24 protein-coding genes are annotated in these 26,741 nt (G+C 53.4%); 11 read left to right on the top strand and 13 right to left on the bottom strand.

All coding sequences use genetic code 11. The annotated features are described in order from the left end of the window. Positions 1–24: 24 nt before the first annotated feature. The 6 genes from INT84_RS18800 to INT84_RS18775 all read left to right on the top strand — a co-directional run bounded on the left by INT84_RS18800 (position 25) and on the right by INT84_RS18775 (position 6,680). Positions 25–1,158: an amidohydrolase/deacetylase family metallohydrolase gene (locus tag INT84_RS18800; protein WP_194208016.1), complete on the top strand. Its 1,134-nt coding sequence runs from the start codon at positions 25–27 to the stop codon at positions 1,156–1,158. After that, on the top strand, positions 1,142–2,260 hold the full coding sequence (locus INT84_RS18795) for a DgaE family pyridoxal phosphate-dependent ammonia lyase (RefSeq protein WP_194208015.1): 1,119 nt from the start codon (positions 1,142–1,144) through the stop codon (positions 2,258–2,260). The genes INT84_RS18800 and INT84_RS18795 overlap by 17 nt, the downstream gene beginning before the upstream one ends. Then, on the top strand, positions 2,257–2,997 hold the full coding sequence (locus INT84_RS18790; RefSeq protein ID WP_194208014.1) for a KDGP aldolase family protein: 741 nt from the start codon (positions 2,257–2,259) through the stop codon (positions 2,995–2,997). The genes INT84_RS18795 and INT84_RS18790 overlap by 4 nt, the downstream gene beginning before the upstream one ends. 75 nt (positions 2,998–3,072) lie before the next feature. Next, a complete protein-coding gene (locus INT84_RS18785; RefSeq protein WP_194208013.1) occupies positions 3,073–4,983 on the top strand; it encodes a PRD domain-containing protein in 1,911 nt (636 codons plus the stop codon). A gap of 99 nt (positions 4,984–5,082) precedes the next feature. Next, positions 5,083–5,829: a HipA family kinase gene (locus INT84_RS18780; RefSeq protein WP_194208012.1), complete on the top strand. Its 747-nt coding sequence runs from the start codon at positions 5,083–5,085 to the stop codon at positions 5,827–5,829. Continuing rightward, positions 5,826–6,680: a DUF3037 domain-containing protein gene (locus INT84_RS18775; protein ID WP_194208011.1), complete on the top strand. Its 855-nt coding sequence runs from the start codon at positions 5,826–5,828 to the stop codon at positions 6,678–6,680. The genes INT84_RS18780 and INT84_RS18775 overlap by 4 nt, the downstream gene beginning before the upstream one ends. A gap of 64 nt (positions 6,681–6,744) precedes the next feature. On the opposite strand, the gene nrdG is transcribed toward INT84_RS18775, so the two are convergent. From nrdG to treR, 5 genes are all read right to left on the bottom strand, one after another. Continuing rightward, positions 6,745–7,209: an anaerobic ribonucleoside-triphosphate reductase-activating protein gene (gene nrdG, locus INT84_RS18770; RefSeq protein WP_176920447.1), complete on the bottom strand. Its 465-nt coding sequence runs from the start codon at positions 7,207–7,209 to the stop codon at positions 6,745–6,747. A gap of 121 nt (positions 7,210–7,330) precedes the next feature. Further along, positions 7,331–9,469: an anaerobic ribonucleoside-triphosphate reductase gene (gene nrdD, locus INT84_RS18765; RefSeq protein WP_194208010.1), complete on the bottom strand. Its 2,139-nt coding sequence runs from the start codon at positions 9,467–9,469 to the stop codon at positions 7,331–7,333. Positions 9,470–9,837: 368 nt separating this feature from the next. After that, positions 9,838–11,490 carry an alpha,alpha-phosphotrehalase gene (gene treC, locus INT84_RS18760; protein ID WP_194208009.1) on the bottom strand — a complete coding sequence of 551 codons (1,653 nt, stop codon included), beginning with the start codon at positions 11,488–11,490 and terminating at the stop codon, positions 9,838–9,840. 47 nt (positions 11,491–11,537) lie between these two features. Beyond that, on the bottom strand, positions 11,538–12,956 hold the full coding sequence (gene treB / locus INT84_RS18755) for a PTS trehalose transporter subunit IIBC (RefSeq protein ID WP_194208008.1): 1,419 nt from the start codon (positions 12,954–12,956) through the stop codon (positions 11,538–11,540). A gap of 133 nt (positions 12,957–13,089) precedes the next feature. Continuing rightward, positions 13,090–14,037: a trehalose operon repressor TreR gene (treR, locus tag INT84_RS18750; protein WP_194208007.1), complete on the bottom strand. Its 948-nt coding sequence runs from the start codon at positions 14,035–14,037 to the stop codon at positions 13,090–13,092. 193 nt (positions 14,038–14,230) lie between these two features. On the opposite strand from treR, the gene mgtL reads away from it, so the two are divergent. Both mgtL and mgtA read left to right on the top strand, forming a co-directional pair. Then, positions 14,231–14,284, top strand: a complete 54-nt coding sequence (gene mgtL, locus INT84_RS24460) for a mgtA regulatory leader peptide MgtL (protein ID WP_194208096.1) — start codon at positions 14,231–14,233, stop codon at positions 14,282–14,284. A 146-nt stretch (positions 14,285–14,430) separates the two neighbouring features. Continuing rightward, a complete protein-coding gene (gene mgtA, locus INT84_RS18740) occupies positions 14,431–17,139 on the top strand; it encodes a magnesium-translocating P-type ATPase (protein WP_194208006.1) in 2,709 nt (902 codons plus the stop codon). Between the two features lie 29 nt (positions 17,140–17,168). Here the strand turns inward: mgtA and INT84_RS18735 are convergent, their stop codons facing one another. Continuing rightward, complete coding sequence (locus tag INT84_RS18735; RefSeq protein ID WP_194208005.1) at positions 17,169–18,056, bottom strand: LysR family transcriptional regulator; 888 nt, start codon at positions 18,054–18,056, stop codon at positions 17,169–17,171. A gap of 342 nt (positions 18,057–18,398) precedes the next feature. On the opposite strand from INT84_RS18735, the gene INT84_RS18730 reads away from it, so the two are divergent. From INT84_RS18730 to INT84_RS18720, 3 genes are read left to right on the top strand one after another with little or no spacing between them, the layout of a single operon-like run. Then, on the top strand, positions 18,399–19,541 hold the full coding sequence (locus tag INT84_RS18730) for a radical SAM protein (protein WP_194208004.1): 1,143 nt from the start codon (positions 18,399–18,401) through the stop codon (positions 19,539–19,541). A 9-nt stretch (positions 19,542–19,550) separates the two neighbouring features. Further along, on the top strand, positions 19,551–20,786 hold the full coding sequence (locus INT84_RS18725; protein WP_194208003.1) for a DegT/DnrJ/EryC1/StrS aminotransferase family protein: 1,236 nt from the start codon (positions 19,551–19,553) through the stop codon (positions 20,784–20,786). A gap of 17 nt (positions 20,787–20,803) precedes the next feature. Next, positions 20,804–21,697, top strand: a complete 894-nt coding sequence (locus tag INT84_RS18720; protein ID WP_194208002.1) for a PHP domain-containing protein — start codon at positions 20,804–20,806, stop codon at positions 21,695–21,697. A gap of 148 nt (positions 21,698–21,845) precedes the next feature. On the opposite strand, the gene INT84_RS24355 is transcribed toward INT84_RS18720, so the two are convergent. The 7 genes from INT84_RS24355 to INT84_RS18685 all read right to left on the bottom strand — a co-directional run bounded on the left by INT84_RS24355 (position 21,846) and on the right by INT84_RS18685 (position 26,710). Further along, positions 21,846–22,298: a transposase gene (locus INT84_RS24355; RefSeq protein ID WP_194208001.1), complete on the bottom strand. Its 453-nt coding sequence runs from the start codon at positions 22,296–22,298 to the stop codon at positions 21,846–21,848. A gap of 59 nt (positions 22,299–22,357) precedes the next feature. After that, on the bottom strand, positions 22,358–22,744 hold the full coding sequence (ridA, locus tag INT84_RS18710; protein ID WP_194208000.1) for a 2-iminobutanoate/2-iminopropanoate deaminase: 387 nt from the start codon (positions 22,742–22,744) through the stop codon (positions 22,358–22,360). A gap of 311 nt (positions 22,745–23,055) precedes the next feature. After that, positions 23,056–23,517, bottom strand: coding sequence for an aspartate carbamoyltransferase regulatory subunit (gene pyrI, locus INT84_RS18705; RefSeq protein ID WP_194207999.1), 462 nt, complete (start codon positions 23,515–23,517; stop codon positions 23,056–23,058). 10 nt (positions 23,518–23,527) lie between these two features. After that, positions 23,528–24,463 (bottom strand): aspartate carbamoyltransferase, encoded by a 936-nt coding sequence (gene pyrB / locus INT84_RS18700; RefSeq protein ID WP_194207998.1) that lies wholly within the window; start codon positions 24,461–24,463, stop codon positions 23,528–23,530. 2 nt (positions 24,464–24,465) lie between these two features. After that, positions 24,466–24,603, bottom strand: coding sequence for a pyr operon leader peptide (pyrL, locus tag INT84_RS18695; protein WP_194207997.1), 138 nt, complete (start codon positions 24,601–24,603; stop codon positions 24,466–24,468). 98 nt (positions 24,604–24,701) lie between these two features. Beyond that, positions 24,702–25,181: an arginine repressor gene (locus tag INT84_RS18690; RefSeq protein WP_176919505.1), complete on the bottom strand. Its 480-nt coding sequence runs from the start codon at positions 25,179–25,181 to the stop codon at positions 24,702–24,704. A gap of 125 nt (positions 25,182–25,306) precedes the next feature. Beyond that, entirely contained in the window at positions 25,307–26,710 is a 1,404-nt protein-coding gene (locus INT84_RS18685) for a YfcC family protein (protein ID WP_194207996.1), read from the bottom strand. Positions 26,711–26,741 lie beyond the last annotated feature (31 nt).

Genomic DNA, 26,741 nt, shown 5'->3' with positions numbered 1-26,741 from the left:
CGCCCGCCTTTACAGGAGAAAGCTATGTTTGATTTACTCCTGCGCCGCGCGCGTCTGGTCGACGATACCGTCACCGATATCGCTTTGCAGGACGGCAAAATTGCGGCGCTGGGCGAGATTAATGGTCCGGCATCCGCCGACATCGATCTTCAGGGCGAATATTACGTCAGCGCAGGCTGGATTGATTCCCACGTCCACTGCTACCCCAACTCCCCGATTTATCATGATGAGCCGGACAGCATCGGCATCGCCACCGGCGTCACCACCGTGGTCGACGCGGGCAGCACCGGCGCGGATGATATTGATGATTTTTATGCCATTACCCGTCAGGCAACCACTGAGGTTTATGCGCTGCTAAACATCTCCCGCGTCGGGCTGATCGCGCAGAACGAACTGGCGAATATGGTCAATATAGACCGCGACGCCGTGCGCGACGCCGTTAAACGTTACCCGGATTTTATCGTCGGCCTGAAGGCACGGATGAGCAGCAGCGTGGTCGGCGACAACGGTATCGCGCCGCTGGAGCAGGCCAAAGCCATGCAAAAAGAGAACGGTGATGTTCCGCTGATGGTGCATATCGGCAACAATCCGCCGGATCTCGACGATATCGCCGAACGCCTGACCCACGGCGACATCATCACCCACTGCTATAACGGCAAACCCAACCGCATTCTCACCCCCGCTGGCGAACTGCGCGCGTCCGTTACGCGCGCCCTTCAGCGCGGCGTGCGGCTGGACGTGGGCCACGGCACCGCCAGCCTCAGCTTTGCGGTGGCGCAGAAGGCCATCAGCATGGGCATTCTGCCGCACTCCATCAGCTCGGATATCTACTGCCGCAACCGCATCAACGGACCTGTGCATTCGCTGGCGAACGTGATGTCGAAATTTCTCGCCATCGGCATGTCGCTGCCGCAGGTGATCGAATGCGTGACCGCCAGTGCGGCAGAGGGGCTGCGGCTGAAAAACAAAGGGCGGCTGGCCGTCGGCTTCGATGCCGACCTGACCATTTTTACCCTAAAACGCCAGCCCACGCTGCTGGTGGATGCGGAAAACGACAGCTTACAGGCTGACAAATTACTGGTCCCGCTCGCCGCCGTGCGCGCGGGCACGATTTATCCGACCGAACAAGGGAGTGCGGAAGATGCCTTCAATTTATGAAAAGTACGGTTTAAAACAGGTGATTAACACCTCCGGACGCATGACGGCGCTTGGCGTCTCCACGCCGCGTCCGGAGGTGGTGCAGGCCGCGATGGACGGTATGAATCACTATTTCGAGATGAAAGATCTGGTCAACAAAACCGGCGACTACATTGCGCAACTGCTGGAGGTGGAAGGCGCGACGGTGGTCTCCTGCGCCTCCGCAGGCATCGCGCAATCCGTGGCCGCCGTGCTGGTGAAAGACAGCGACTGGCTGCTGGAAAACCTGCACGTGACCCCCGTTGAAAACAACGAAATCGTGCTGCCGAAAGGCCACAACGTCAATTTCGGCGCGCCGGTCGGCACCATGGTGGCGCTGGGCGGCGGCAAGATCGTCGAAGCGGGCTATGCCAACGAATGCTCCGCCGATCAGCTGGCGGCCGCCATCACTCCGCGCACCGCTGCCATTCTGTATATTAAATCGCATCACTGCGTGCAAAAAAGCATGCTCAGCGTGGAGCAGGCGGCGGTTGTCGCCCGTAAGCACGACCTGCCGCTGATCGTTGACGCGGCGGCGGAAGAGGATCTGCACGCCTATTACCGTTCTGGCGCGGATCTGGTGATCTACAGCGGCGCGAAAGCGATTGAAGGGCCGACCAGCGGGCTGGTGATCGGCAAAACCCAGTACGTTGAATGGGTGAAGCGCCAGACGGCGGGCATTGGCCGCGCGATGAAGGTGGGTAAAGAGGGGATCCTTGGCCTGACCTGCGCGATTGAACATTATCTTACCGCCGAGAAAGAGAGCGGGGCGGAGATGGTCGAAAAAATGACGCCATTTATTGATTCGTTGAATGCTCTGAGCGGCATAACCGCCCGTGTGGTGTGGGACAGCGCCGGGCGCGATATCGCCCGCGCCGAGATCAAATTTGACGAGGCGGTGACCGGTGTGGCGACGGGCGATCTGGTCGCGGCGCTGAAGCAGGGCGAGTACGCCATTTATTTCCGCGGCTATAAAGCCAATGAAGGGATTATTGAAGCCGATGTGCGCAGCGTGAACGCTGCCCAGCTGGAAATTGTGGCGCGCCGTATCGCCGAGGTTGTTAATCAGGAGAAAACCGCATGAAACTCACCCCCCATTTTTACCGCGACCGCGTCTGTCTGAACGTGCTGGCAGGCTCTAAAGCTAACGCCAGCGCCATCTATGAAGCGGCGGAAGGCCATGTGCTGGTGGGCGTGCTCTCCAAAAACTACCCCGACGTGGCGAGCGCGGTGGCCGATATGCGCGAATATGCCGCGCTGATTGATAACGCGCTTTCCGTCGGGCTGGGCGCGGGCGATCCGAACCAGTCCGCGATGGTCAGCGCCATTTCACGCGAAGTGCAGCCGCAGCATGTCAATCAGGTCTTCACCGGCGTCGGGCCGAGCCGTGCCTTACTGGGGCAGAACGAGACCGTGGTCAATGGTCTGGTCTCGCCGACCGGCACGCCGGGCAAGGTGAAAATTTCCACCGGCCCGCTGAGCAGCGGAGCGCCGGAAGGCGTCGTGCCGGTAGAAACGGCGATCGCGTTGTTGAAGGATATGGGCGGTAGCTCGATCAAATATTTCCCGATGGGCGGGCTGCAATGCCGTGATGAGTATCAGGCGGTGGCAGAAGCCTGCGCCCGTCACGATTTCTGGCTGGAGCCGACTGGCGGTATCGATCTGGAAAATTTCGGCGAGATTTTGCAGATTGCGCTGGATGCGGGAGTGAGCAAAATCATTCCTCACATTTATAGTTCGATTATTGATAAGGTGAGTGGCGATACCCGGCCGGACGATGTACGTCAGCTGTTGGCGATAACGAAGCGGTTGGTGGGGTAACCACCCTCACCCCGGCCCTCTCCCTGAGGGAGAGGGAGAAAACCTACCCGCTCTGCGATACAAGAGGAAACTGACGTGCGATTCCCGAACCAACGTTTAGCGCAATTGTTCGACATGCTGCAAAACGAGACGCTGCCCCAGGACGAACTGGCGCAGCGGCTGGCGGTATCCACGCGCACCGTTCGGGCCGACATCACCGCGCTTAACGCTCTGCTGGCGCAGCACGGTGCGCAGTTTATCCTCAGTCGCGGCAACGGTTATCAGCTTAAAATCGACGATCCCACCCGCTATCAGACCCTGAAAAGCGCCCAGCCGCGCGCGTTGCGCATACCGCGCAGCGGGCAGGAGCGGGTGCATTATCTGATGGTGCGCTTCCTCACCGCCGCCTTCTCGCTGAAGCTTGAGGATTTGGCGGATGAGTGGTTCGTCAGCCGCGCCACCTTGCAAAACGATATGGCGGAAGTGCGCGAGTGGCTCCAGCGCTACAATCTGACCCTCGAAACGCGTCCGCGCCACGGTATGAAGCTTTTCGGCAGCGAAATGGCGATCCGCGCCTGCCTGACGGATCTGCTGTGGACGCTGGCGCAGCAGGATAATCTCAACCCGCTGGTGACGGAAGTCGCGTTGAATGCTGGCGTGCCGCAACAGCTGGCAACGTGGCTGGATAGCTGTTTTACCCGCCATCATATTCGCCTGACTGATGAAGGTGAGCTATTTCTGCGTCTCTACTGCGCGGTGGCGGTGCGGCGCATCAGCGAAGGGTATCCGCTACCGGAATTTGCGACAGAAGAGGTTGATGAAAACGTGCGTGAAGCGGCGCGCGACATCGTTGCTGCGCTGGCGCAGCTTGCCGGTAAACCGCTCGCCGCATCGGAAGAAAACTGGCTGCGGGTGCACATCGCCGCCCGTCAGGTCCAGGACATAGCCCCCAGCGCGATCAATGCCGACGACGATGAGGCGCTGGCTAACTACATCCTGCACTACATCAATACCCACTATAACTACAACCTGCTTAACGACGCCCAGTTGCATGCGGACCTGCTGACCCACATTAAAACCATGATCACCCGCGTGCGCTATCAGATCATGATCCCCAATCCGCTGCTGGAGAATATCAAACAGCACTACCCGATGGCGTGGGACATGACCCTGGCAGCGGTTTCCGGCTGGGGAAAATACACGCCTTACACCATCAGTGAAAATGAGATCGGTTTTCTGGTACTGCATATCGGTGTCGGTCTGGAGCGCCATTACAACATCGGCTATCAGCGCCAGCCGCGTGTACTGCTGGTCTGCGATGCCGGCAACGCGATGGTGCGGATGATCGAAGCGGTGCTGGCGCGCAAATATCCACAAATTGAGGTCACGCGTACCCTGACCCTGCGCGATTACGAACAGTGCGAAACGCTCAGCGAAGATTTTGTGATTGCCACTGCGCGCGTCAGTGAGAAAGATAAGCCGGTGGTGATCATCGCGCCGTTTCCCTCCGACTATCAACTGGAGCAGATTGGTAAACTGGTGCTGGTCGACCGTACCCGCCCGTGGATGCTCAATAAATACTTCGACGCCGCGCATTTTACGATTATTAACGAATCCATCGACCAGCAGGCGCTGTTTAAAAGGCTGTGCGACCAGCTCCAGGATGAAGATTTTGTCGATGCGGAATTTCTCGATTCCGTCACCGAGCGCGAGGCGATTGTCAGCACCATGCTCGGCGACGGCATCGCCCTGCCGCACGCCCTGGGGCTGCTGGCGAAGAAAACGGTAGTCTATACCGTGCTCGCTCCCCAAGGGATCGCCTGGGGCGATGAGACCGCGCACGTCATCTTTTTACTCGCCATCAGCAAGAGTGAGTACGAAGAGGCGATGGCAATTTACGATATTTTCGTTACCTTCCTGCGCGAACGTGCCATGACGCGGCTTTGCGCCTGCCGTGATTTTGACGAGTTTAAGTCGGTGGCAATGGAGTGCGTGAGCCGGTTTTGAGTGGAGGGATTAGGCGCTGGGGGAAAATGTTCAAAGCGATCGATTATCAGGCTATTTAACCCTGTTTTTTAGGTGTATCTTCTACCTAAAGATTACTGCATGGAAATGCGTTCAGTGTCAAAGAATGTGCCAATCGTCATCGAGATAGTTCGACGTATGAAGGAGGGAAGCACTGAGCCTTTCCTTTGTCGCTGTGACGATGGAAAACTCTATATAGTCAAGTCAAAACCCAGAATGCCTCCGCAAGAGCTTGTTGTAGAATTTGTAGCCGCAAATCTCGCTAGCGGCATCGGGCTTTCAATTCCAGACTTTTGCATTGTTGATATACCCGCAGAACTTATAGAGTATTCTCCTGAATTGTATGGGGAAATTAGCGATGGTTATGCTTTTGCCTCTCGTTTCATTGAGGGCGCCGCTGAGCTATCATTCAGACAGGCGCATAACCAGAATGTTGTACCGCTACGCGATCAGAAGATGATTTATCTCTTTGATAGATGGATATTAAATGCCGATCGCACCCTTACAGCGAAAGGTGGTAACGTCAATATGCTCTATGACGTTGCAAATGATAAGTACTACCTGATTGACCATAATCTTTCTTTTGATCATAGTGAACCAGCTGATGATTTTCAGCTTCATGTCTATAGCCCACTCAATAGGGCATGGCTATTTGATATGGTCGATAGAGAAAACGGTGAACAGGTGCTGCAGAATGCTATAGCTAATTTTTCAGAGTTTACCCAAGCGATTCCTGATGACTGGATCGGTGATGTAAAGCTGATAGCCTTTATGCAGAGCACCCTGGAGAGAGCCGCGACTGAAGAATTTTGGAGCACTATTTTATGACCACACCATGTCTGTACAGCATAGTGAGATACGCGCCATACGCAGACACAGAAGAGTTTGCCAATATTGGCGTGGTCATTTGTGCGCCGAAAGAAAGATACTTTGACTTCCGCCTGACCAAGAGAAACGACGCAAGGGTGAAAGGCTTCTTCCATGATGACAACTTGTTTCCCTTCGCTAAAGACGCCATTAGCCGCGAGCTTGAACTTGCTAAGCATCATGCAGGTAATATCATTACGGACAAACAGTTAGCACAATTTTTCCGTTATTTCACCGCCAGGAAAGAATCCATCTTTCACTTCAGCACCACGAGAGTAAGATTAACCAACGAGCCAAAAAAAGAGCTCGATCTGCTTTACTCGCATTATGTTAACCACATCAATTATACAAAAGAGCGGCGTGAAGAAATTCTCGCGGCCGAACTTAAGCGAAGCATTGAGCGAATCGATGGTTTGAAAAACATTTTTCGACACGATGTCATTGAAGGAATGTTAACGAAGTTTGGCATGCCGCTGGTGGCAAGAAGGGATGGCGTTATTAAAAAAGCCATTAAGCCCTTATCATTTTCTCAGGCAGAACCGGGTAAAATGACCGAGCATTGCGATCTCTGGGTTAACCGGATAAACCGGGCCGCAGAAGAGGATCTCTTAAGCGCTGATGATGTCCTTTTTACTCTCGAAGGGCCGGTTAATCCAACAAATCACCAGACGAAAGCGATGGACGTTATTAAAAGAACGATGGATAAGAGTGGGATCAATCACTGTCCCGTGAATAACGATAAAGAAACTATCGACTTCGCGAAACAAGCAATCGTTGTTCCTCCGGCCTCTCGCGATAATCTTATTCGTTAATGATTCCTGTAAGGAATCATTAACATCTCTTTATTTGTCATCAGACGGTTTATATTGCAGTCTCTCACCGCAAATGATGCACCACCTGATTGCTGCTACCGCGCCAGATTAGCGCCGGATCTTTCAGATCCTGTACAAATTTACCATCGACCAGCACGTTGATCAGGTCCACCACCTGCATTTGCGCTTCGTTCAGTTCATCCAGTTTATAGCCGGTCCACATCCAGATATCTTTCCCGGGACACTCGGCGCGGATCCGCTGCACCAGCGTCAGGATCTCCGGGACGTTTTGCGGATGGAGCGGATCGCCGCCGGAGAGGGTGATCCCCTGGCGCTTGATCCGCGTGTCGTTCAGATCGTGGATGATTTGATCGGCCATCGCCTGAGTGAACGGTTGACCGGAGTTCAGCCGCCAGGTGCTTTTGTTGTAGCAGCCGGGGCACTCATGTACGCACCCTGAGACAAACAGGGTGCAGCGCGTGCCGGGACCGTTGACTATGTCGACGGGGTAATACTGATGGTAGTTCATAGTGGTTTCCTGCCGGGTGGCGCTGCGCTTACCCGGCCTACCTATGTGGCGTGCCGCCGGGTATTGTGTGCGTCCCGTAGGCCCGGTAAGCGCAGCGCCACCGGGCATTGATGCCACGGACTCAGCCGATCTGACCGTTCCCCAAATGCTTCACGCGGCGTTTCACTTCTTCCTGCTTGCCGGCGTTAAACGGACGTGCGTCCGGGCTGCCTAAATACCCACACACGCGACGGGTAACGGATACCCGCGCTGCATCGTGGTTGCCGCATTTCGGGCAAGTGAAGCCTTTGCTGGTGCATTCGAACTCGCCGGTAAAGCCGCATTCGTAGCACTCGTCAATCGGCGTGTTGGTCCCGTAATACGGCACGTGCTGGTAGCTGTAGTCCCAGACGTCTTCCAGCGCTTTCAGGTTGTGCTGGATGTTCGGATACTCGCCGTAGCAAATGAAACCGCCGTTCGCCAGCGGCGGGTACGGCGCTTCGAAATCGATTTTGTCGTAAGGATTTACCTTTTTCTCGACGTCGAGGTGAAAGCTGTTGGTGTAGTAGCCTTTATCGGTGACGCCCGGCACCACGCCGAATTCGGCAGTATCCAGACGGCAGAAGCGGTCGCACAGGTTCTCACTCGGCGTGCTGTACAGGCTAAAGCCGTAGCCGGTTTCCTCTTTCCACTGATCCACCGCCTGACGCAGACGTTCAACAATCGCCACGCCCTTCGCACGCAGCGTTTCGCTGTCATACATATGCGTGTCGCCCGCCAGCGCATTAATGGTTTCGTGAATGCCGATATAACCCAGCGAAATAGACGCGCGACCGTTTTTGAAGATCTCCGATACATCGTCGTCCGCTTTCAGACGCACGCCGCAGGCACCTTCCATATACAGAATCGGTGCAACCCGCGCTTTGACGCCTTCCAGACGGGCGATACGGGTCATCAACGCTTTACGCGCCAGAACCAGACGCTCGTCCAGCAGTTTCCAGAACGCCGCTTCATTACCGTTGGCCTCCAGCGCGATGCGCGGCAGGTTGAGGCTAATCACGCCGAGGTTATTACGACCATCGTGAACCTGCTCGCCGTTTTCGTCTTCCCAAACTCCGAGGAAGCTGCGGCAGCCCATCGGCGTTTTAAACGAGCCGGTGACTTTCACCACCTGATCGTAGTTCAGGATATCCGGATACATGCGCTTGCTCGCACACTCCAGCGCCAGTTGTTTAATATCGTAGTTGGCGTCGCCTGGCTTGTGGTTCAGGCCATCACGGATCGCAAAGACCAGTTTCGGGAACACCGCCGTTTTACGGTTTTTGCCGAGGCCCGCGATACGGTTACGCAGGATCGACTGTTGAATCAGACGCGATTGCCAGCTGGTGCCGAGACCAAAACCAAAGGTGACAAACGGCGTCTGACCGTTGGCGGTGTGCAGCGTGTTCACCTCGTACTCAAGAGACTGGAACGCGTCGTAGCACTCTTTCTCAGTACGGGAATGCGCGTAGCCGTCAGCGTCCGGGATCTGCCACTCTTCTGCCGTTTTACGGTGTTTATTGAAGCTCTCGGTGACAAACGGAGCCAGCACTTCATCGATGCGGTTAATGGTGGTGCCGCCGTAAATATGGCTGGCAACCTGGGCAATAATCTGCGCGGTCACCGCCGTGGCGGTAGAGATGGATTTCGGCGGTTCGATCTCGGCATTACCCATCTTAAAGCCCTGCGTCAGCATGCCTTTCAGGTCGATCAGCATACAGTTGAACATCGGGAAGAACGGGGAGTAGTCGAGATCGTGATAGTGAATATCACCGCGCTCGTGCGCCTGTACCACGTCACGCGGCAGCAGGTGCTGACGGGCATAGTGTTTGGCGACAATACCGGCCAGCAGATCGCGCTGGGTCGGGATCACTTTGCTGTCTTTGTTGGCGTTTTCGTTGAGCAGCGCGGAGTTGGTTTGCTCGACCAGGCCGCGAATTTCCTGGTTCAGACGACCGCGTTTTTCACGCTGAATGTCGCGATCGTGACGGTACTCAATATAGGCGCGTGCGAGCTGTTTGTACGGCCCGGACATCAGCTGGTTTTCGACCGCCGTCTGGATCTCATTGATATCGACCTGACTGCGACTTTGCATCTGGTTGCTAACGACTTCTGCGACGGTGGCGCAATAGTCTGCGTCATCGACTCCCGCTGCTTTAGCTGCACGCAGAATTGCTTCTTTAATGCGCTCTGATTTGAACGGCGCTTTACAGCCATCTCGTTTCATCACATGCGGTGTCATGATCACTCCATATTTAAAAGAACAGGTTATCCACAAAGGGTGGGATGTCCCGGTAGTTTTTTTCGTTACTGTATCCAGAGACTTCCGGTAAGCATGGCCCTTTTTATCCACAGCCATTGCGAAAGGCTATGGTGCAATAATAGACGATAAATACAATATGTAGGGCCGGGCGGCATTTTAAGTTCTATATGTAGTGATTTGCATCAAAGATGTTTGCAGTTTTATTGATGCAGGACAAAGTAAAAAGGAGACAGTACAGAGGACGGGCGCTGTAGGGAGACAGATTTTTTCGGACTTATTTATGACTGCAAAAAGCCATAAAAAGAGCGTGGAAATAAAGCAGCCCGGTTTGACCAGGCTGCACAAGACTACTGTAGCCACCAGACCGCTTCGAACGGGCGAAGGGTCATTGCCGCTGGCTGTGCGGCCACTTCTTGATAGTTGTTCATCAGCACTTGCCACGCACCGTTCATCTTCTCCGGCTGCCAGTTCTGGCATTCGCGGTTCAGGTTGGCGATGACCAGCAACGTCTGTCCCTGCCACTGGCGGCGGTAACACCACAGATGTGGATGGTCCGGCAGCAGATCCTCGTAGTCCCCCCACGTCAGCACCGGCTGGGTTTTGCGCAGCGCGATCAGCGCCTGGTAGGTATAAAATACCGACTGCTTGTCCGCCAGCGCCGCCTCGACATTGATCTCGCTTGCGTTGGCGTTCACGCCGATCCACGGTTCACCGGTGGTAAAGCCCGCGTTGGGACCGTGGTCCCACTGCATCGGCGTGCGGCTGTTATCCCGCGAGCGGACCGCGAGAATATCCAGCAACTCCTGCGCATCGCGCCCGTTCACCCGCTGTTCAGCGAACATATTATGGCTCTCAACGTCCCGGTAATCCGTGATGCGGGTAAAGTGCGGATTGGTCATGCCAATCTCTTCGCCCTGGTAGATATACGGCGTGCCCTGCATACCGTGCAGCGCCATCGCCAGCATTTTGGCGGCGGGGACACGGTATTCGCCTTCGTCGCCAAAGCGCGACACAATGCGCGGCTGGTCGTGATTACACCAGAACAGCGCGTTCCACGCCCGCTGATGCATCCCCTGCTGCCAGTGGCGAAACAGGGATTTGAGCGCCACAAAATCGGGTGTCGCCTGGGTCCATTTCTCGCCAGCGGGATAATCCACTTTCAGATGGTGAAAGTTAAAGGTCATCGACAGTTCACCGCCATCCAGAGACGCGTACTGTTGGCAGTGCTCCAGGGTGGTGGAGGACATTTCCCCGACCGTCATCAGCCCGCGCGGCATAAACACATCGCGGCTCATCTCCTGCAAAAATTCATGCACGCGCGGGCCATCGGTATAAAAACGACGACCGTCGCCCAGTTCATCATTTGGGAACGTCAGATCTTTGGAGATAAGATTAATCACGTCGAGGCGCAGGCCATCAACGCCGCGATTGGCCCAGCATTCGCACACCTGCTTCAACTGGTCGCGCACGCGCGGGTTTTCCCAGTTCAGGTCCGCCTGCTCCGGCGCAAAAAGATGCAGATAATACTGCTCGCTCTCCGCCTGCCAGCGCCAGGCGCTGCCGCCGAATTTGGAACGCCAGTTATTCGGCGCTTCATCCGGCGTGCCGTCGCGCCAGAAATAGAACTCGCGATAAGGGCTCTCTTTATTGAGCGCTTCACGAAACCACGGATGCTGAGTGGAAGTATGGTTAAACACCATATCCAGAATAATGCGCATGCCGCGCGCTTTCGCCTCTGCCACCAGCGCGTCAAAATCATCCAGCGAACCGTAGGTGGGATCGATGGCGGTATAGTTGGCGACATCGTAGCCGTTATCGACCTGCGGGGAGATATAGAACGGCGTCAGCCAGAGTGCGTCAACGCCCAGCGTTTTCAGATAATCCAGGCGCTGGGTTACGCCGCGTAAATCGCCGGTGCCGCTGCCGGTCGTGTCCTGAAAGCTCTTCGGATAAATTTGGTAGATGACGCCGTTTTGCCACCAGTGAGGAAGGATATTCATGGTTATTTCCTGCAAATACGAAGGGGCGCAACTGCGCCCCGAAAAAGTCAGACAATCTGTAACGTACCCTGACGGTGCTTACGCTGATACATCACCGTGGTGAGGACCACCGGGATCACAATCGCGATCAGCATCGCAATGCCAAAGACCTGCCAGTAGCCCGGCTGGATAGAGAGAATACCCGGCAGGCCGCCAACGCCAATGCCGTTGGCCATCACGCCGTAAAGTCCACACAGCAAGCCCGCGAGGCCGGAGCCAATCATCGCGCAGAGCATCGGGAAGCGATATTTCAGGTTGATGCCGTACATCGCCGGTTCGGTGACGCCGAGGAAGGCGGCAATGGCGGCCGGAACGGAGATTTCCCGCTCGTTATGTTTGCGGCTGACAATAATAATGCCGAGCACCGCCGACGCCTGGGCAATGTTTGATAGCGCGATCAGCGGCCATACCGGCGTGCCGCCGAGGCTCTGGATCATCTGCATGTCGATGGCCAGGGTGGTCTGATGCACGCCGGTGATCACCAGCGGCGCATAAAGGAAACCGAACAACGCCGCGCCAATCGGGGCGAAGCTGCCGGTCATCAGGTGACGTACCGCAAAGGCCACACCGTCGCCAATCATGCGGCCAAACGGGCCGATAAAGGCGTGGGCGAGGAAGACCGCTAGCAGCAGCGAACAGACCGGGACCACCACCAGGTACAGATAGCTGGGCACGATACGCTTGAGGTAATTTTCAATAAAGCCAAGCGCCAGACCCGCCAGCAGCGCCGGGATCACCTGCGCCTGGTAGCCGACTTTGGCGATGCTGAACAGGCCGAAATTCCACACTTCCGGCGTCTGCTGACCCAGTAAGTAAGCGTTCATTAACTGCGGCGACACCAGCGTAATGCCGAGAACGATGCCGAGGATCGGTGTACCGCCCAGCTTACGTACCGCTGACCAGCAAATGCCGACCGGCAGATAGAAGAAGATCGCCTCGCCAATCAGCCATAAAAAGTCGTAGATCGTTTTCAGCGCCGGGAACATCTGCGCCAGCGTCTGACCGTTGCTCATCGGCAAGTCGCCGATCACATTACGGAAGCCCAGAATCAGGCCGCCGCTAATCAGGGCGGGCAGCAGCGGAAAGAAGATTTCGGCAAAGTGGGAGATGAGCTGCTCATACCATTTCATATTCTGCCGCGCGGCTTTTTTCGCCTGTTCTTTATCGGCGCGCGCCTGCCCTGTGGAGGCCAGCAGAACCTGATAATAGTCGCCGACATCGGTGCCAATCACCACCTGAAATTGTCCGGCATTGGTGAAACAGCCTTTAACCATCCGCAGTTGTTCAATCGCTTTCGGATCGGCCTTCGCCGGTTGGTTGAGCACGAAGCGCAAGCGGGTAATGCAGTGGCTGACGGTGGCGATGTTTTCGCGGCCGCCGACCAGTTCGATCAGCCGATCAATATCCTGTTGATTAACTTTACTCATCTTAAAGCCTCGTGGCAGATGTAAAGAGGGGGTCGGGGTGATAACTGGCGGAGAGAGTATATCTTTGGTGAATGAGTGAGAACGGGAACGTTCCCGAAACGTAGCGACGATCACATAAATTGTGTTTTGCGAATTACGAGAGGGTGGCGGGGATCACGATTTGCCGCGGCTCGCTGCGACCGTTGATCTGATCGATCAGCTGTGAGGCAGCCTGACGGCCAGCCTCGGCGTAGCCCGGATCGACGGTGACGATCTCCGGGTGCAGGAACTTGATCAGCGGCGTATTACCGACGCTGGCGAGCTGAACGCTGTCAATGCGCTGTTCCTGTAAATACTTGCTGGCACCCAGCGCCAGCGTATCGGTAGCGCAAACTAACGCGGTAGTGTCGGGCGTCAGCACGTCCACCACATGTTCATAGCCCTGCTTCATGGTCAGGCCCGGCAGGGTGGAGACCGTCGGCAGGCGATGCTTTTTGCAGAAGGATAACCACGCCTGATGGCGGCGCTGACCGGTGGTGATGTCACGATGCGGCACGCCAAGGTAGCTGATATGACGATGACCGCGATCGTAAAGGCGCTGCATCAGGATCTGAATTGCGCCTTCATCGTCATAGCATACTGAGGCAAAGCCTTTCGCATCGCGCGCCAGCAGGACCAGCGAAGATTGCCAGCTTGCCAGCATCTCCACGCCAATACCGGTAAAGCCAAACAGTACCACGCCGTCGATATTGCGACGTTGCAGCATGCCGAGATGCTCCTCGACCATCGCCGTCGAAAACTGGCTCTCAATCATGATCGGATCGTAGCCCTGCTCATAAAACACCGGCAGCATGGTCTGTACGGCCAGGTTTTCCGACAGTGAGTCCAGACGGGTGACAATAATCGCCACCACTTTGTCGCTCTGCCCGCGCATGGCGCGTGCAGAGCGGGAGGGCGAAAAGCCATGCTGCTGCATGACGGCTTCAACACGCTCGCGGGTACGCTCGCTGACGCCGCTTTCATTATTCAGCACGCGAGAGACGGTAGATTTACCCACTCCGCTTAAGCGCGCAATGTCTTTGATCGTCAGCCGGTTTTGCATCCTGTCGTCCCGTGAGGTGAAGCAACGCTTAAAAGAGCTTAACTTTACCTGGCTTAATAACAATGGGCAAAGTCTGGTTTATGTTCGGTTTAGTCACGTGGCGGTATCATACCGCCATAATTGCCACAAATTATATTTGCAGAACTATATAATTCACGGCGTTTTATTACCCCATTAACTTACCGGAGGCCGTATGGATCCCGATCCCACCCCTCTCCCGCGACGGAGACACCCCAACTTCCGGTAAGCCAGTCTTTTCACTGCCTTAGCGGAAGCGTAAGGCAGTGACGTTATCCGCGTCCCTGTAAAAATGTATTTGCCTGTCAGGCAGGGCTTTGCCACGCCTGAAGGAATTTCTGCGCCCCGTGACTAACGGGCGCGGAGGGACTGATTATGCTGAAAAATATTACCCGCCAGCTTTTTGCCCGGCTGAACCGTCATTTACCCCGCCGTCTGGTGCAGCGCGATCCGCTGCCCGAGGCCAAAAATATCACCGGCGCGGCGATCCCTGCATCGCTCGGCGAGCAGTGTCTGAAAATCGCAGCGATGCGCGAGCGCGATCTCTGGCACGCCTTCGACAGCCATCCGGAAGGGCTGAATGCGGCGGAAGTCGAGGCTGCCCGCGCCCGACATGGTGAAAACCAGCTTCCCGCCGAACAGCCGTCGCCGTGGTGGGTGCATTTGTGGATCTGCTATCGCAACCCGTTCAACCTGCTGCTGACCGTCCTCGGCATCGTTTCTTATGCGACGGAAGATCTCTTCGCTGCGGGCGTGATCGGTCTGATGGTAGGCATCTCAACGCTGCTTAACTTTATTCAGGAGGCGCGTTCAACGAAGGCGGCCGACGCCCTGAAAGCGATGGTCAGCAATACCGCCACGGTGCTGCGCGTCAGCAATGAGAAAGGGGAAAACGGTTGGGTGGAGCTGCCCATCGATCGGCTGGTGCCGGGCGATATTGTTAAGCTGGCGGCGGGGGATATGATCCCGGCGGACCTGCGCGTGCTCCAGGCCCGCGATCTTTTTGTGGCGCAGGCGTCGCTGACCGGAGAGTCTCTGCCGGTGGAGAAAGCCGCACACACCCGGCACACACAGCAAACCAATCCGCTGGAGTGCGATACCCTCTGTTTTATGGGCACTAACGTGGTGAGCGGCACCGCGCAGGCTCTGGTGATTGCCACTGGCGGCAATACCTGGTTTGGTCAACTCGCGGGGCGGGTGAGCGAGCAGGCCAGCGAGCCAAACGCCTTCCAGAAGGGAATTGGCCGCGTCAGCATGCTGCTGATCCGCTTTATGCTGGTGATGACGCCGCTGGTGCTGCTGATTAACGGCTACACCAAAGGCGACTGGTGGGAAGCGGCGCTGTTTGCCCTCTCGGTTGCGGTCGGCCTGACGCCAGAAATGCTGCCGATGATCGTCACCTCGACGCTGGCGCGTGGCGCGGTGAAGCTGTCTAAACAGAAGGTCATCGTCAAACACCTGGACGCTATTCAGAACTTTGGCGCGATGGACATCCTCTGCACCGATAAAACCGGCACCCTCACCCAGGATAAAATCGTACTGGAGACCCACACCGATATCGCCGGGAAAGCCAGCGATCGCGTGCTGCATTCCGCGTGGCTGAACAGTCACTATCAGACCGGGCTAAAAAACCTGCTGGATACCGCCGTGCTCGAAGGAGTGGACGAAGAAGCGGCGCGCGGGCTTTCAGAGCGCTGGCAAAAAATTGACGAAATCCCGTTTGATTTCGAGCGTCGCCGGATGTCAGTGGTGGTGGCAGAACAACCGGACGTGCATCAACTGGTCTGCAAAGGCGCGTTGCAGGAGATCCTCAATGTCTGTGCGCACGTCCGCCATAACGGCGACATCGTGCCGCTGGATGACGCCATGCTGCGCCGCGTTAAGCGCGTCACTGATACCCTGAACCGTCAGGGATTGCGCGTGGTGGCGGTTGCTACTAAATACCTTCCGGCGCGTGAAGGCGACTATCAGCGGATAGACGAGTCGGATCTGATCCTGGAAGGTTACATCGCCTTTCTCGATCCGCCGAAAGAGACGACCGCGCCTGCGCTGAAAGCGCTGAAAGCCAGCGGCATCACCGTGAAAATCCTCACCGGCGACAGCGAACTGGTGGCGGCGAAAGTGTGCCATGAAGTAGGACTGGATGCGGGGCAAGTGGTGATCGGCAGCGATATTGAAGGGTTGAGCGATGACGAACTGGCGCGACTGGCGCAATGCACCACGCTGTTTGCCCGCCTGACGCCGCTGCATAAAGAACGCATCGTCACCCTGCTCAAGCGTGAAGGCCATGTGGTCGGCTTTATGGGCGACGGCATTAACGATGCTCCCGCGCTGCGTGCCGCAGACATCGGGATTTCCGTGGACGGCGCGGTGGATATCGCCCGCGAGGCCGCCGACATCATCCTGCTGGAAAAAAGCCTGATGGTGCTGGAAGAGGGCGTCATCGAAGGACGCCGCACCTTTGCCAATATGCTCAAATACATTAAGATGACCGCCAGTTCAAACTTCGGCAACGTTTTCAGCGTGCTGGTGGCCAGCGCCTTTCTGCCATTCCTGCCGATGCTGCCCCTGCATCTGCTGATCCAGAACCTGCTGTACGATGTATCCCAGGTGGCGCTGCCGTTTGATAACGTTGACGATGAGCAGATCCAGAAGCCGCAGCGCTGGAACCCGGCGGATCTGGGGCGCTTTATGATCTTCTTCGGACCGATCAGCTCGATTTTCGACATCCTGACATTCTGCCTGATGTGGTGGGTGTTCCACGCCAACACGCCGGAGTCGCAGACCCTGTTCCAGTCCGGCTGGTTTGTCGTAGGGTTGCTGTCGCAGACGCTGATTGTGCATATGATCCGCACCCGCCGCCTGCCGTTTATCCAGAGCCGCGCCGCCTGGCCGCTGATGCTGATGACGCTGCTGGTGATGGTGGTCGGCATTGCGCTGCCGTTCTCGCCGCTGGCAAGTTATTTACAGCTCCAGGCGCTGCCGCTGAGCTACTTCCCGTGGCTGATCGCGATTCTGGCGGGGTATATGACGCTGACGCAACTGGTGAAAGGAATTTATAGTCGTCGGTATGGCTGGCAGTAAATAAGACCTTCGGCGGTGCGGTATAGCAATTATACTGACCGCCAGGAGGTATTCGTGATAGCGGCATGGCAATAATCAATAACATCATCTCTTAACGTGTTATTGAACTTCTCATTCCATGCCATAACAATATTCCACTCGGTTAAAGGATGGTTTATCGTCAATGATAATACATCCTTATGCTCATCATACCATGCGCTTTCAGGAATGAGAGCGTAGCCAAAATTTTCCTTTACCAGTGAAAGAATATTAGTATAACTACTGATCTCTTTAAGATTTGGGGTTGAAGATATACTTTTCAGAAATGTAGAGGTGATATGGTGTGTGCCTGCGCAGGCATTGGCGTCAATACAAAAGAATTCGTTATTCATTAAAATATCGCTAATGTCCTGTGCCTCAATAAGCGATTTTTTACTGTGATGGTAAATTAAAATAAGACGATCGCGCCTGATAAACATTTGTTTTAGCGGCGTACTGGCTTGTTCGCGCATAAATGCCAAATCCAGCTCGCCGGAAAGCAACTTCTCATTTTGTTGGGAGGTTGCAAGATCGATGAGGGTGATGTTCTTTTGTGGGCATTTTTTTGTGAATCCATTGAGTAATGCAGGTGCCAGATCCCGTGTCGCCATCCCAAATCCAACCGTCAAATCATTAGGGTTAGTTAAGGTGATGGCTTTGTGCCTTAATAAATCATAGGCGTTTAATATGTTATTTATTTCATTAAATAACAATTGCCCATTCTTAGTCAAGATTGTACCACTCTTGATTCTGGAAAAAAGATTAAGCCCCAACTCCCCTTCAAGCGCCTGTATCTGTTTTGTTAGTGTTGACTGTGTAACGCACAAACGCTCTGCCGCACGTTGAAAATTGCCAGTATTGGCTAGCTCAATAAAAGCCTTGAGAACCTTTTGATTCATATTCGTTTGAGGAAATAGTCAATTATTTTTTTTCATTATACAAACGATTAAGCGGTATGTAAAAAGATAAATGTTGAATCCGGGCGGGAAACGTTAGCTTTTTTTATTAATTAGGTAATATAAGCCGCAGGTGGATTGTTGCCAGACTTTAATTTTTAAAATGCTGAACGAGCACGTTTACCGAGTTTTTGCGGGGTAATTCCCTTATTGGAAGATTATTAATATTCACTCAAGCAATGTTTTTGGTTCTATGTATAGAAAACGGTAATGATTTAAAAGGAATGTACCGTCATTTACGTGGAACATTGCTATGTGCATTTTTTATGATGCAAGGAAAACAGCATGTCGATAGTGACTTCTAAGTTGCGAAACTCAAAGAGGATATTAAATTCATTTTCGGAGATTATAAGTAACTCAAAGTTAATTTACGGTGAGAATGATTCCTCTGAACTCCCTGTAATAAATGTTATTGAAATTCACCCCACTGACATTTGTGATTTGCAGTGTAGCTATTGTAGTTATAAAAATCAGCAGCACAGAGGGTTGCTTAATTTTAATACCGTTAAAAATATATTGCGATTGAATCCAAAAGCCGTAGTTATTGCCGGTGGAGGAGAACCCACTCTCTATAAAAATGACGGAGTTGACTTAAATGATGTTATTGATTTTTTATCAGCAAATAATATTGCGGTAGGGCTGATAACCAATGGTAGTCGAAAATTAGAGAAGGCCACCCTGGATAAACTAAGCTGGCTTCGCGTTTCTCTGGATGCAATCAACGAAGCGGAGTTTTTTAATCTTAAACATGGTAAGTTATCTGTCCGCAAAACGTTTCTGCATGCGGCAATAAATTCGAAATGCCAGCATGTAGGGATTGGTTTTTTATATGGCGATCATAACATTAATAATTTGCTCAGCATTTGTCGTGATATTTTTAGCGACTTTAATCACCATGTCAATATTCAGTTCAGACCCATATGTCGTATTCAGTCATGTGATTGTCCCTCACCGAATTATGCGACTGATAAAAGCTTTACGTCCGATCGCGAACTTTTTTGGCAGGAAAGTATTGCACGGTTAAAGGAGCAGCTATCAGCGACGGCCAGCGAAGATGAAGCCTTATATAATTTTGTGGTCAATAATACAAATTTATTAAATGTACTGACCAATACAGGGGAAAGAACGCTTAATTTCACACATTGCTATTCTACTTTAGCTCGCTGGTTGATCAGGGCCGATGGTAATATTTATCCATGCGTGATGAAGGCAACCAACGAGGGATTACCTGTAGGAAATCTATCTTCTCTTTCGGTTGCAGAAATAAATAATAACCTGAAGGGTTATTATGATTTATCGCCTGAATTTTGCCGGGGTTGTGAAGTATGTTGTCGCTTAGCTGGAGTCGTGAATGAAACAGTAGACAAGGCAGCGCAGCAAGGATTTATACCGAATAACGATAGTAATATTAGTGATTATTTTTATTGAGGAGCTGTAATGAAAAATTTTCCAGGTTGGCCTCAGTTCGATAAACAAAGCTATGCTGATATCGAAGAGATCTTGTCCAGTGGTAAGGTAAATTACTGGACCGGAAAAAAAGGGGTGCAGTTTGAGCGAGATTTTGCTGAGTGGAATGGCTCGGCATATGCTATTTCCTGCTCATCAGGAACATCGGCAGTACACATTGCGGTGAGTTCATTAAATATAGGGCCAGGTGATGAAGTCATTGTACCTTCATACACGTTCATCGCCACGTCTTTCGCGGTGTTACAGGCTGGTGCTATTCCCGTTTTTTGTGATGTAACGCCTGACCATACTATTGATCCAAATAAAATAGCCGAGCTCATCACACCCCGAACGAAAGCGATTATTGTTGTTCATCTGTATGGGGTGGTATGTGACATGGCCCCTATTATGGCTATTGCTAAAAGCCATAACTTAAAGGTTATTGAAGATAGCGCACAGTGTATTGGTGGGCGGTATAAAGGGAAAAAGACAGGCAATATCGGTGATATCGGTACGTTTAGCTTCTGTCAGGGTAAGCATTTTACTACCGGCGGCGAGGGCGGAATGGTTGTCACGAATAACGAGGATGTTGCCTGGGAATGTCGGGCATTCCGCGATCATGGTTTCGATGTAAAACGCAAAATAGATTTGTTGACGTTAGAAGAACAAACATTCCATGTGCATAACCGCATTGGTTTTAATTATCGCATGACCGAAATGCAATCTGCGATTGGGATAAATGAACTTAAACGCTTTGATAGCTGGAATTTAACACGCAGAAAAACGTTTGCGGCTATTTACGATGAGGCATTTGCAAATATGCCTGAGATCGCCTCTATCCCTTTCACGTCTGAGGAGAGAGAGAACGCGTACTGGTTGTATCCGTTAGTATTAAATCACGATAACTTTCCTGTTGATGCGGCAAAGGTTTTATCTGAACTAAAAAAAGCAGGCATTCCTGCATTTAAAATTCAGTGGCCTGAAGCTTATGGCGAAAAAGTTTACCGTGAGTTAAACGGCTTTGGTAGCGTCGATTTTCCATTTAAATCAAAAGAGTATACCGATCCAAAGTCCGTAGAGTATTCAAAGGTTGTTTGTGAAAAAGCAAGAAGCCTGCTGCCTGTTACCTTCAGTCTTTATCTTCATCCGACATGGAGTGTGGAGCATATTAATACCTGTATTAAAGGTGTTAAGCAGGTTTTTGATAAATGCAAACAAGATCTATAATGGCGGGGAAAGAAATTATGCAAAATATCGACCTTCACGTTCACTCCTCATGGAGTGATGATGCTGACTTTTCCGTCAGTCGGCTGATGACAATCGCAGAAAAAGAGAATGTTTCTGTATTATCCATCGCCGATCATAACTCATCTTCCTCGGTGGAAGAGGCTATCTACTGGGGGCATAAGTATAATATCCACGTACTGCCGGGTATTGAGATTGACTGCTCATTTGGCAATAATAACTATCACCTCCTGGGCTATGGTTATCGCCGCCATAGTACTGACTTTGCCGAGGTTAAGCGTAATTTTGATCGGCTACAACACGCGGCAACACCGATAAAGATTGAGAAGCTAAAAGCGCTCGGTTTGTTCCTTGATGAAGAGCGGCTTTTTGCGCTGGCGGGAGATCGTGTACCGCAGGAAGAGGAGATGGCGGAGCTGATCCTTGAGGATGAACGCAACGCCGGAAACGCGCTGCTTATTCCCTACAGAAAAGGCAATGCGCGGGGAGATATGCCGCTGATCAATTTCTTCTGGGATTTTTTTGGTAAAGGAAAATCCTGTCATGTAGAGATTGCGTTTCCTCCCTTACAGGACATGGTTGAGATTATTCGCAGTAACGGGGGAATTCCTGTTATTGCGCATATTGGTGCTAACGTAAAGAGCGGGCATACCGATGTGATTAGCGAGATGGTGAAATCAGGGGTCATGGGGGTGGAAGTTTTCTCCAGCTACCATAATAACGATCTTCGCCAGCAGCTATATGACTATGCCCAGGAACGCTCGCTGTTAATGACCTGCGGGAGTGACTTTCACGGTAAAAATAAGCCCAACATTCGGATGGGAAGTTGCCAGCTGAATCAGGCTGAAAGCGCAAAAGTGGAAGCCTTTTTGGATCGCGTTACGCTTTTCTAAATCTGTTGCTTAACCTGTGCCCGGTCAGTCGTTGTGCCGGGCATAACATCACGTTTCTGCACCGTATAAAGGCGTTTATTTTAAACCAGGTGATATATTCCCCCTCTGTTTAAAAGGCGTTTTTTGCCCGCAAACGGACTGATTTGATTCACCCCAGCTGTGCGATGCCATATCCAATAGTAAAGATTAACAAAATAATGGATACCCAGCAAAACTTATAAAATGCATTATTTGCGCCAATTCCAGTGCGAGCGAGAAAAGTATTTTCTTCTTTGATATGCCGGGCAGAGATCTCACGGAAGCGGCGAATATAATAAATGCAATAACACAGTAAGAGGGGGAGAATCAGTGCGCCAGTTATTTTTGAAAAAGCGACGCTGAGCAATACGGCGGCAGCAATAAAACCCACATAGACTATCGTTGCAGTTGATTCTAATTCTTTTAACTCGCTGCGTACTTCCGCCGCGTGCAACTCCCGCCAGCGCCGGAGCGTGCTGATGCTGAATCCATAGGTTTCGCACAAGACTTTATCAGGGACGCCGCTTTTAGACTGTTGCAGAAAATCAGCAATTTGTTCCTCGGTAAAGCGCGCTTTTGCCATTATCGTCCCTCCCTGGCCGGGCGGACAAGCGCCCGGCGTAGCACCTTCACGTCATGCGATTAACGACGCAAGGCGATGGCTTCAATCTCAATCTTCACATCTTTCGGCAGACGGGCCACTTCCACGCAGGAGCGTGCCGGGAAAGAGGCGTTATGCTCGGTGAAAAATGCTTCGTAAGTCGCGTTAACGGTAGCGAAGTCATTCAGATCCTTCACGAAAACGGTGGTTTTCACGATATCTCCGACTTTCAGGCCCGCCGCTTCGACGATGGCTTTCACATTCTCCAGCGACTGACGCGCCTGAGCGGAAACATCGTCCGCCACGCTGCCGGTTTTTGGATCGACCGGGATCTGGCCTGACGTAATGATCATGCTGCCAAGGTCAACGCCCTGAACATAAGGGCCGATAGCTGCTGGTGCATTTTCCGTCGCAATAGTTTTAGACATACTCTCTCCTGAAGTTATTCAATGTGTTCATGTAGGATGGCCCCATTATACAAACATTCTTCCGGCACAGGCGAAAAAGTGGGTAACGTAAAGTGTTATCCAATGTAATAGGGGGCAGTGCGGATGCGGTGTAACTCAGACGCAGACGCGGGGGGGCAACCTGCCCGGCGGCGCTTCGCTTGCGCGGGCCTACATTTGATGGGTTTTTTAGGCCGGGTAAGGCATAGCCGCCACCCGGCATTGCCCGGCACAATAGCCAGCGTAGTCTGTCATCCATCCCCGCCACATCTTAATCAGTGCCGGGAATGAAATTAATTTGCCAGCACCACCTGATGCGAGAACTCTTTCTCGCAGTATTTACACTTCAGCGCAATATCGTCCGCGCGCTTTTTAACGCTGAAGCTGGACTTCACCGGCTCCGCATGGCTGATGCAGTTGCTGTTCGGGCAGGTCAGCACCGCATCAATCCGCTCGGGCAGGTTAGGGTGCGATTTACCCACCACTTCATAATCGTCAATACGGTTAACCGTTGCCAGCGGGGCATACAGCGCCAGCTGGTCAACCTGCTCATCGGTCAGAAAGGTGTTTTCAATCTTGATGATGTCCTTACGGCCCATCGCGCCAGACGGCAGGTTGAGGCCGACCGTCACGCGCTGCTCGGTCTCGGTCAGTTTAAACAGCGTCAGCAGCCGGAAGCCGACCTGCGCAGGGATGTGATCGATAACGGTGCCGCGTTTAATGGCTTCAACCTGTAGTTTATTATCGTGTGTCATGGTCTTCCCCTTACAGTGCTAAGTCTTGATTCAGAACCAGTGCCAGCAGCGCCTGGCGGGCGAAAATTCCGTTGCCGGCCTGCTGGAAATACCAGGCGTGCGGCGTTTTATCGACGTCGGTGGCGATTTCGTCAATGCGCGGCAGCGGGTGCAGCACCTTCATATTCGCGCGCGCGCCGTTAAGGTCGCTGGCGCGCAGGACAAACTGTGCTTTCACGTTGGCGTACTCCGACGGGTCCAGACGCTCTTTCTGCACGCGCGTCATATAGAGAATATCGACCTCAGTCACCACCTCATCAATGGCGTGATGCACGCTCCAGGCGATCCCTTTCTCATCCAGCATATCCAGGATGTACTGCGGCATCGCCAGCGCGTCCGGGGCGATAAAGCAGAAGCGGTTGCCGCTAAATTTCGCCAGCGCCTGCGCCAGCGAGTGCACGGTACGGCCATATTTCAAATCGCCGACCATCGCGATAGTGAGATTCTCCAGCCGCCCCTGGGTTTCCTGGATGGTGAAGAGATCCAGCAGCGTCTGCGTTGGATGCTGGTTCGCGCCGTCGCCCGCGTTCAGTACCGGCACCGCGCCGGAGAATTCGGTCGCCAGACGCGCCGCGCCTTCCTGCGGGTGACGCATTACAATGGCGTCCACATAAGTGCTGATGACGGAGATAGTATCCGCCAGGGTCTCTCCCTTTTTGCCAAGCGAAGTGTTGGCGCTGTCTGAGAAACCGACCACGCTGGCACCCAGGCGATGCATCGATGTTTCAAACGACAGACGGGTGCGCGTCGACGCTTCGAAGAAACAGCTGGCGATCACTTTATGCTTCAGAAGTTCCGGCTGCGGGCTGGCCTTAAGCTTTGCCGCGGTCACCAGCACCAGCTCAAGCTCCTCGCGGCTGAGATCGTTTATGGAAATGATATGTCTCTGAAATAACGGATTAGCCATGTTTATCTCCTGACGCCTGGGCAAAAAAAAGCCCCTGCAATGAGGGGCTTTGAGAATGTATTGAGCAACGGAAAGAAAAACGGCAGGCCTGCACCCTGTTTCAGGTGCGCTAAGACAGTATGTCGTAGACACTGGACCATGCTTCCTCCCGGCAAATTGTCGGCGATTATACTCAGCTCTAAAACGGGATCAAGCGATTCATGGCGTTTTTATTCAACGCAAACGGTTCTATTGAATATTAATTCATATTTAGTATGTAATTAATCTGCTTGTGGACCAGCGCGGTGCGCTTCACCGCCCGCGGCGCGACCCAGACGATATTGCCGCTCGCCACAATGCCCAACACCTCCGGCAGCGCGCGATGATCGAGGATCCGCGCCACCGCCCGGCCATAGCCCGGCACGGTATGAATAAGAATAAATTCGCTGTTGTGCTCCACGCTGACCACCATCTCCGCCACCGATCGCGCCGCGTCCGGCGCGGGGCGTAGTTTAGGGTTCAGCGAATAAATTTTTTGCCCGCGGGCGTTGCGAATTTTTATCACCCCCAGCAGCGTGAGCAGGCGCGAGACTGAAGACTGGCTAATATTTTCAAAGCCATGCAGCTGTAAGTCACGGCGAATCTCTTCCTGCGAAAAGTAGCTTTTTTCGGCAATCAAACGCTGACACACGGTGAGCTGAAGCTGTTCTTTGGGGGAGTATTCACCATATTCCTTCATTCTTTTATCCTGTAATATCAGTTTGTTATCAGCCTCTCCCTTCTCCCGCATGCGAAGGGATACCGTATGATGTCATTGAGTTCGAATGAATGGCGCTGCGTCCTTCAGGTGCAGCGCCACCGTACCTATAGTAATGCCCCGATGCTTAAAGTTGCCATAATAACCAGCGTCAGGATGACGAGCAGCGGCGCAACCCACTTCAGATAACGTACGTAAGGAACGCGGGCAATCGCCAGTCCGCCCATTACCACTGCCGAAGTTGGCGTCACCAGGTTAACAATCCCGGAGGCGGACTGGTAAGCGGTGACCACCAGATCGCGCGGCACGCCAGCAAAATCCGCCAGCGGTGCCATAATGGGCATGGTTAACACGGCAAGACCCGACGACGACGGCACGAGGAAGGAAAGTACCACCTCCAGCCAGTACATCACGTTGATAAAGGCCATGCTGGAAAGGCCGCTGACGGTCTCCTCCGCGCTGTGCAGGATCGTGTGGGTAATCATGCCTTTATCCATAATCACCACAATGCCGCGCGCGATACCGATAATCAGCGCCACGCCCAGCAACTCCCGTGCACCGTTGATAAAGGTCGAGGTCAGTTCCTCTTCACTCATTCGGGCAATGATACCGACGATAATCGCCGCGACGAGAAAAACCGCCGAAATTTCCGCCATCCACCATCCCTGCACCGCCACGCCATAAATCATCACGGCGAACGCGAGGGCAAAAATCACCAGGATCAGCTTACGCACTGGCGTAAATGCCAGCGAGTCCTGCGTTTTTTCCCCGAGAAAATGCGCCCGGTTTTCTTCTTGTTTATCGGCGACGATAGAACGGGAAGGGTCGAGCCGGACCTGACGGGCATAGCGCATCACCCAGACCACGCAAATGATCCAGCCTGCCACCAGCAACACCGCGCGCATCCCGATCCCGTCGGTAAAAGGAATTCCGGCAGCGTTAGCGGCAATGACCGTTGCAAAAGGATTGATAGTGGAGCCCAGCGTGCCAATCCCCGCGCCGAGCAGGATCGTCGAGGCGGCAACCACCGGGTCAAACCGTGCCGCCAGCATGACCGGCACCAGCAGAGTATAAAAAGGCAGCGACTCTTCTGCCATCCCGTAAATGGTACCGCCGGCGGCAAACAGGGCCATCAGGATGGGGATCATCCACTCTTCGCGTCCGCGCAGACGCAGGGTAACGCACTCGATCCCGGCATCGATGGCTCCGGTTCTGGTCACAATGCCGAGGAAGCCACCGATGATCAAAATAAACAGCGCCACGTCGATGGCACCCGCCTGACCAGTTTCGGGATCGTACAGTCCGCTAATCGGGGCCATCACTACCGCGATAATGCCTTGCGGATGGGCCGCCACGTGCGCGTAGGTGCCGGCTACCGGCACCGCTTTGCCCAGCGCGTCGTTCATCGCCATATGATATTGCCCGGCCGGGATCAGCCACGTCAGCACGGCGACCAGGGCGATAAGAATAAACAAAATCGTGTAAGCCGAGGGGAATTTGAATTTACTCATGATAGGTTCCCTGTCCCGGCCTGCCAGTCAG

It is taken from the genome of Superficieibacter sp. 1612_C1, assembly GCF_015234305.1.
GTDB lineage: Bacteria > Pseudomonadota > Gammaproteobacteria > Enterobacterales > Enterobacteriaceae > Superficieibacter.
This window is presented reverse-complemented; position numbering and strand designations above follow the sequence as displayed.

Excerpts from the sequence above, each read along its gene's own strand:
- INT84_RS18800 (WP_194208016.1), top strand. The coding sequence starts at position 25 with ATGTTTGATTTACTCCTGCGCCGCGCGCGTCTGGTCGACGATACCGTC.
- INT84_RS18795 (WP_194208015.1), top strand. The coding sequence starts at position 1,142 with ATGCCTTCAATTTATGAAAAGTACGGTTTAAAACAGGTGATTAACACC.
- INT84_RS18790 (WP_194208014.1), top strand. The coding sequence starts at position 2,257 with ATGAAACTCACCCCCCATTTTTACCGCGACCGCGTCTGTCTGAACGTG.
- INT84_RS18780 (WP_194208012.1), top strand. The coding sequence starts at position 5,083 with ATGGAAATGCGTTCAGTGTCAAAGAATGTGCCAATCGTCATCGAGATA.
- INT84_RS18775 (WP_194208011.1), top strand. The coding sequence starts at position 5,826 with ATGACCACACCATGTCTGTACAGCATAGTGAGATACGCGCCATACGCA.
- nrdG (WP_176920447.1), bottom strand. The coding sequence starts at position 7,209 with ATGAACTACCATCAGTATTACCCCGTCGACATAGTCAACGGTCCCGGC.
- nrdD (WP_194208010.1), bottom strand. The coding sequence starts at position 9,469 with ATGACACCGCATGTGATGAAACGAGATGGCTGTAAAGCGCCGTTCAAA.
- treC (WP_194208009.1), bottom strand. The coding sequence starts at position 11,490 with ATGAATATCCTTCCTCACTGGTGGCAAAACGGCGTCATCTACCAAATT.
- treB (WP_194208008.1), bottom strand. The coding sequence starts at position 12,956 with ATGAGTAAAGTTAATCAACAGGATATTGATCGGCTGATCGAACTGGTC.
- treR (WP_194208007.1), bottom strand. The coding sequence starts at position 14,037 with ATGCAAAACCGGCTGACGATCAAAGACATTGCGCGCTTAAGCGGAGTG.
- mgtA (WP_194208006.1), top strand. The coding sequence starts at position 14,431 with ATGCTGAAAAATATTACCCGCCAGCTTTTTGCCCGGCTGAACCGTCAT.
- INT84_RS18735 (WP_194208005.1), bottom strand. The coding sequence starts at position 18,056 with ATGAATCAAAAGGTTCTCAAGGCTTTTATTGAGCTAGCCAATACTGGC.
- INT84_RS18730 (WP_194208004.1), top strand. The coding sequence starts at position 18,399 with ATGTCGATAGTGACTTCTAAGTTGCGAAACTCAAAGAGGATATTAAAT.
- INT84_RS18725 (WP_194208003.1), top strand. The coding sequence starts at position 19,551 with ATGAAAAATTTTCCAGGTTGGCCTCAGTTCGATAAACAAAGCTATGCT.
- INT84_RS18720 (WP_194208002.1), top strand. The coding sequence starts at position 20,804 with ATGCAAAATATCGACCTTCACGTTCACTCCTCATGGAGTGATGATGCT.
- INT84_RS24355 (WP_194208001.1), bottom strand. The coding sequence starts at position 22,298 with ATGGCAAAAGCGCGCTTTACCGAGGAACAAATTGCTGATTTTCTGCAA.
- ridA (WP_194208000.1), bottom strand. The coding sequence starts at position 22,744 with ATGTCTAAAACTATTGCGACGGAAAATGCACCAGCAGCTATCGGCCCT.
- pyrI (WP_194207999.1), bottom strand. The coding sequence starts at position 23,517 with ATGACACACGATAATAAACTACAGGTTGAAGCCATTAAACGCGGCACC.
- pyrB (WP_194207998.1), bottom strand. The coding sequence starts at position 24,463 with ATGGCTAATCCGTTATTTCAGAGACATATCATTTCCATAAACGATCTC.
- pyrL (WP_194207997.1), bottom strand. The coding sequence starts at position 24,603 with ATGGTCCAGTGTCTACGACATACTGTCTTAGCGCACCTGAAACAGGGT.
- INT84_RS18690 (WP_176919505.1), bottom strand. The coding sequence starts at position 25,181 with ATGAAGGAATATGGTGAATACTCCCCCAAAGAACAGCTTCAGCTCACC.
- INT84_RS18685 (WP_194207996.1), bottom strand. The coding sequence starts at position 26,710 with ATGAGTAAATTCAAATTCCCCTCGGCTTACACGATTTTGTTTATTCTT.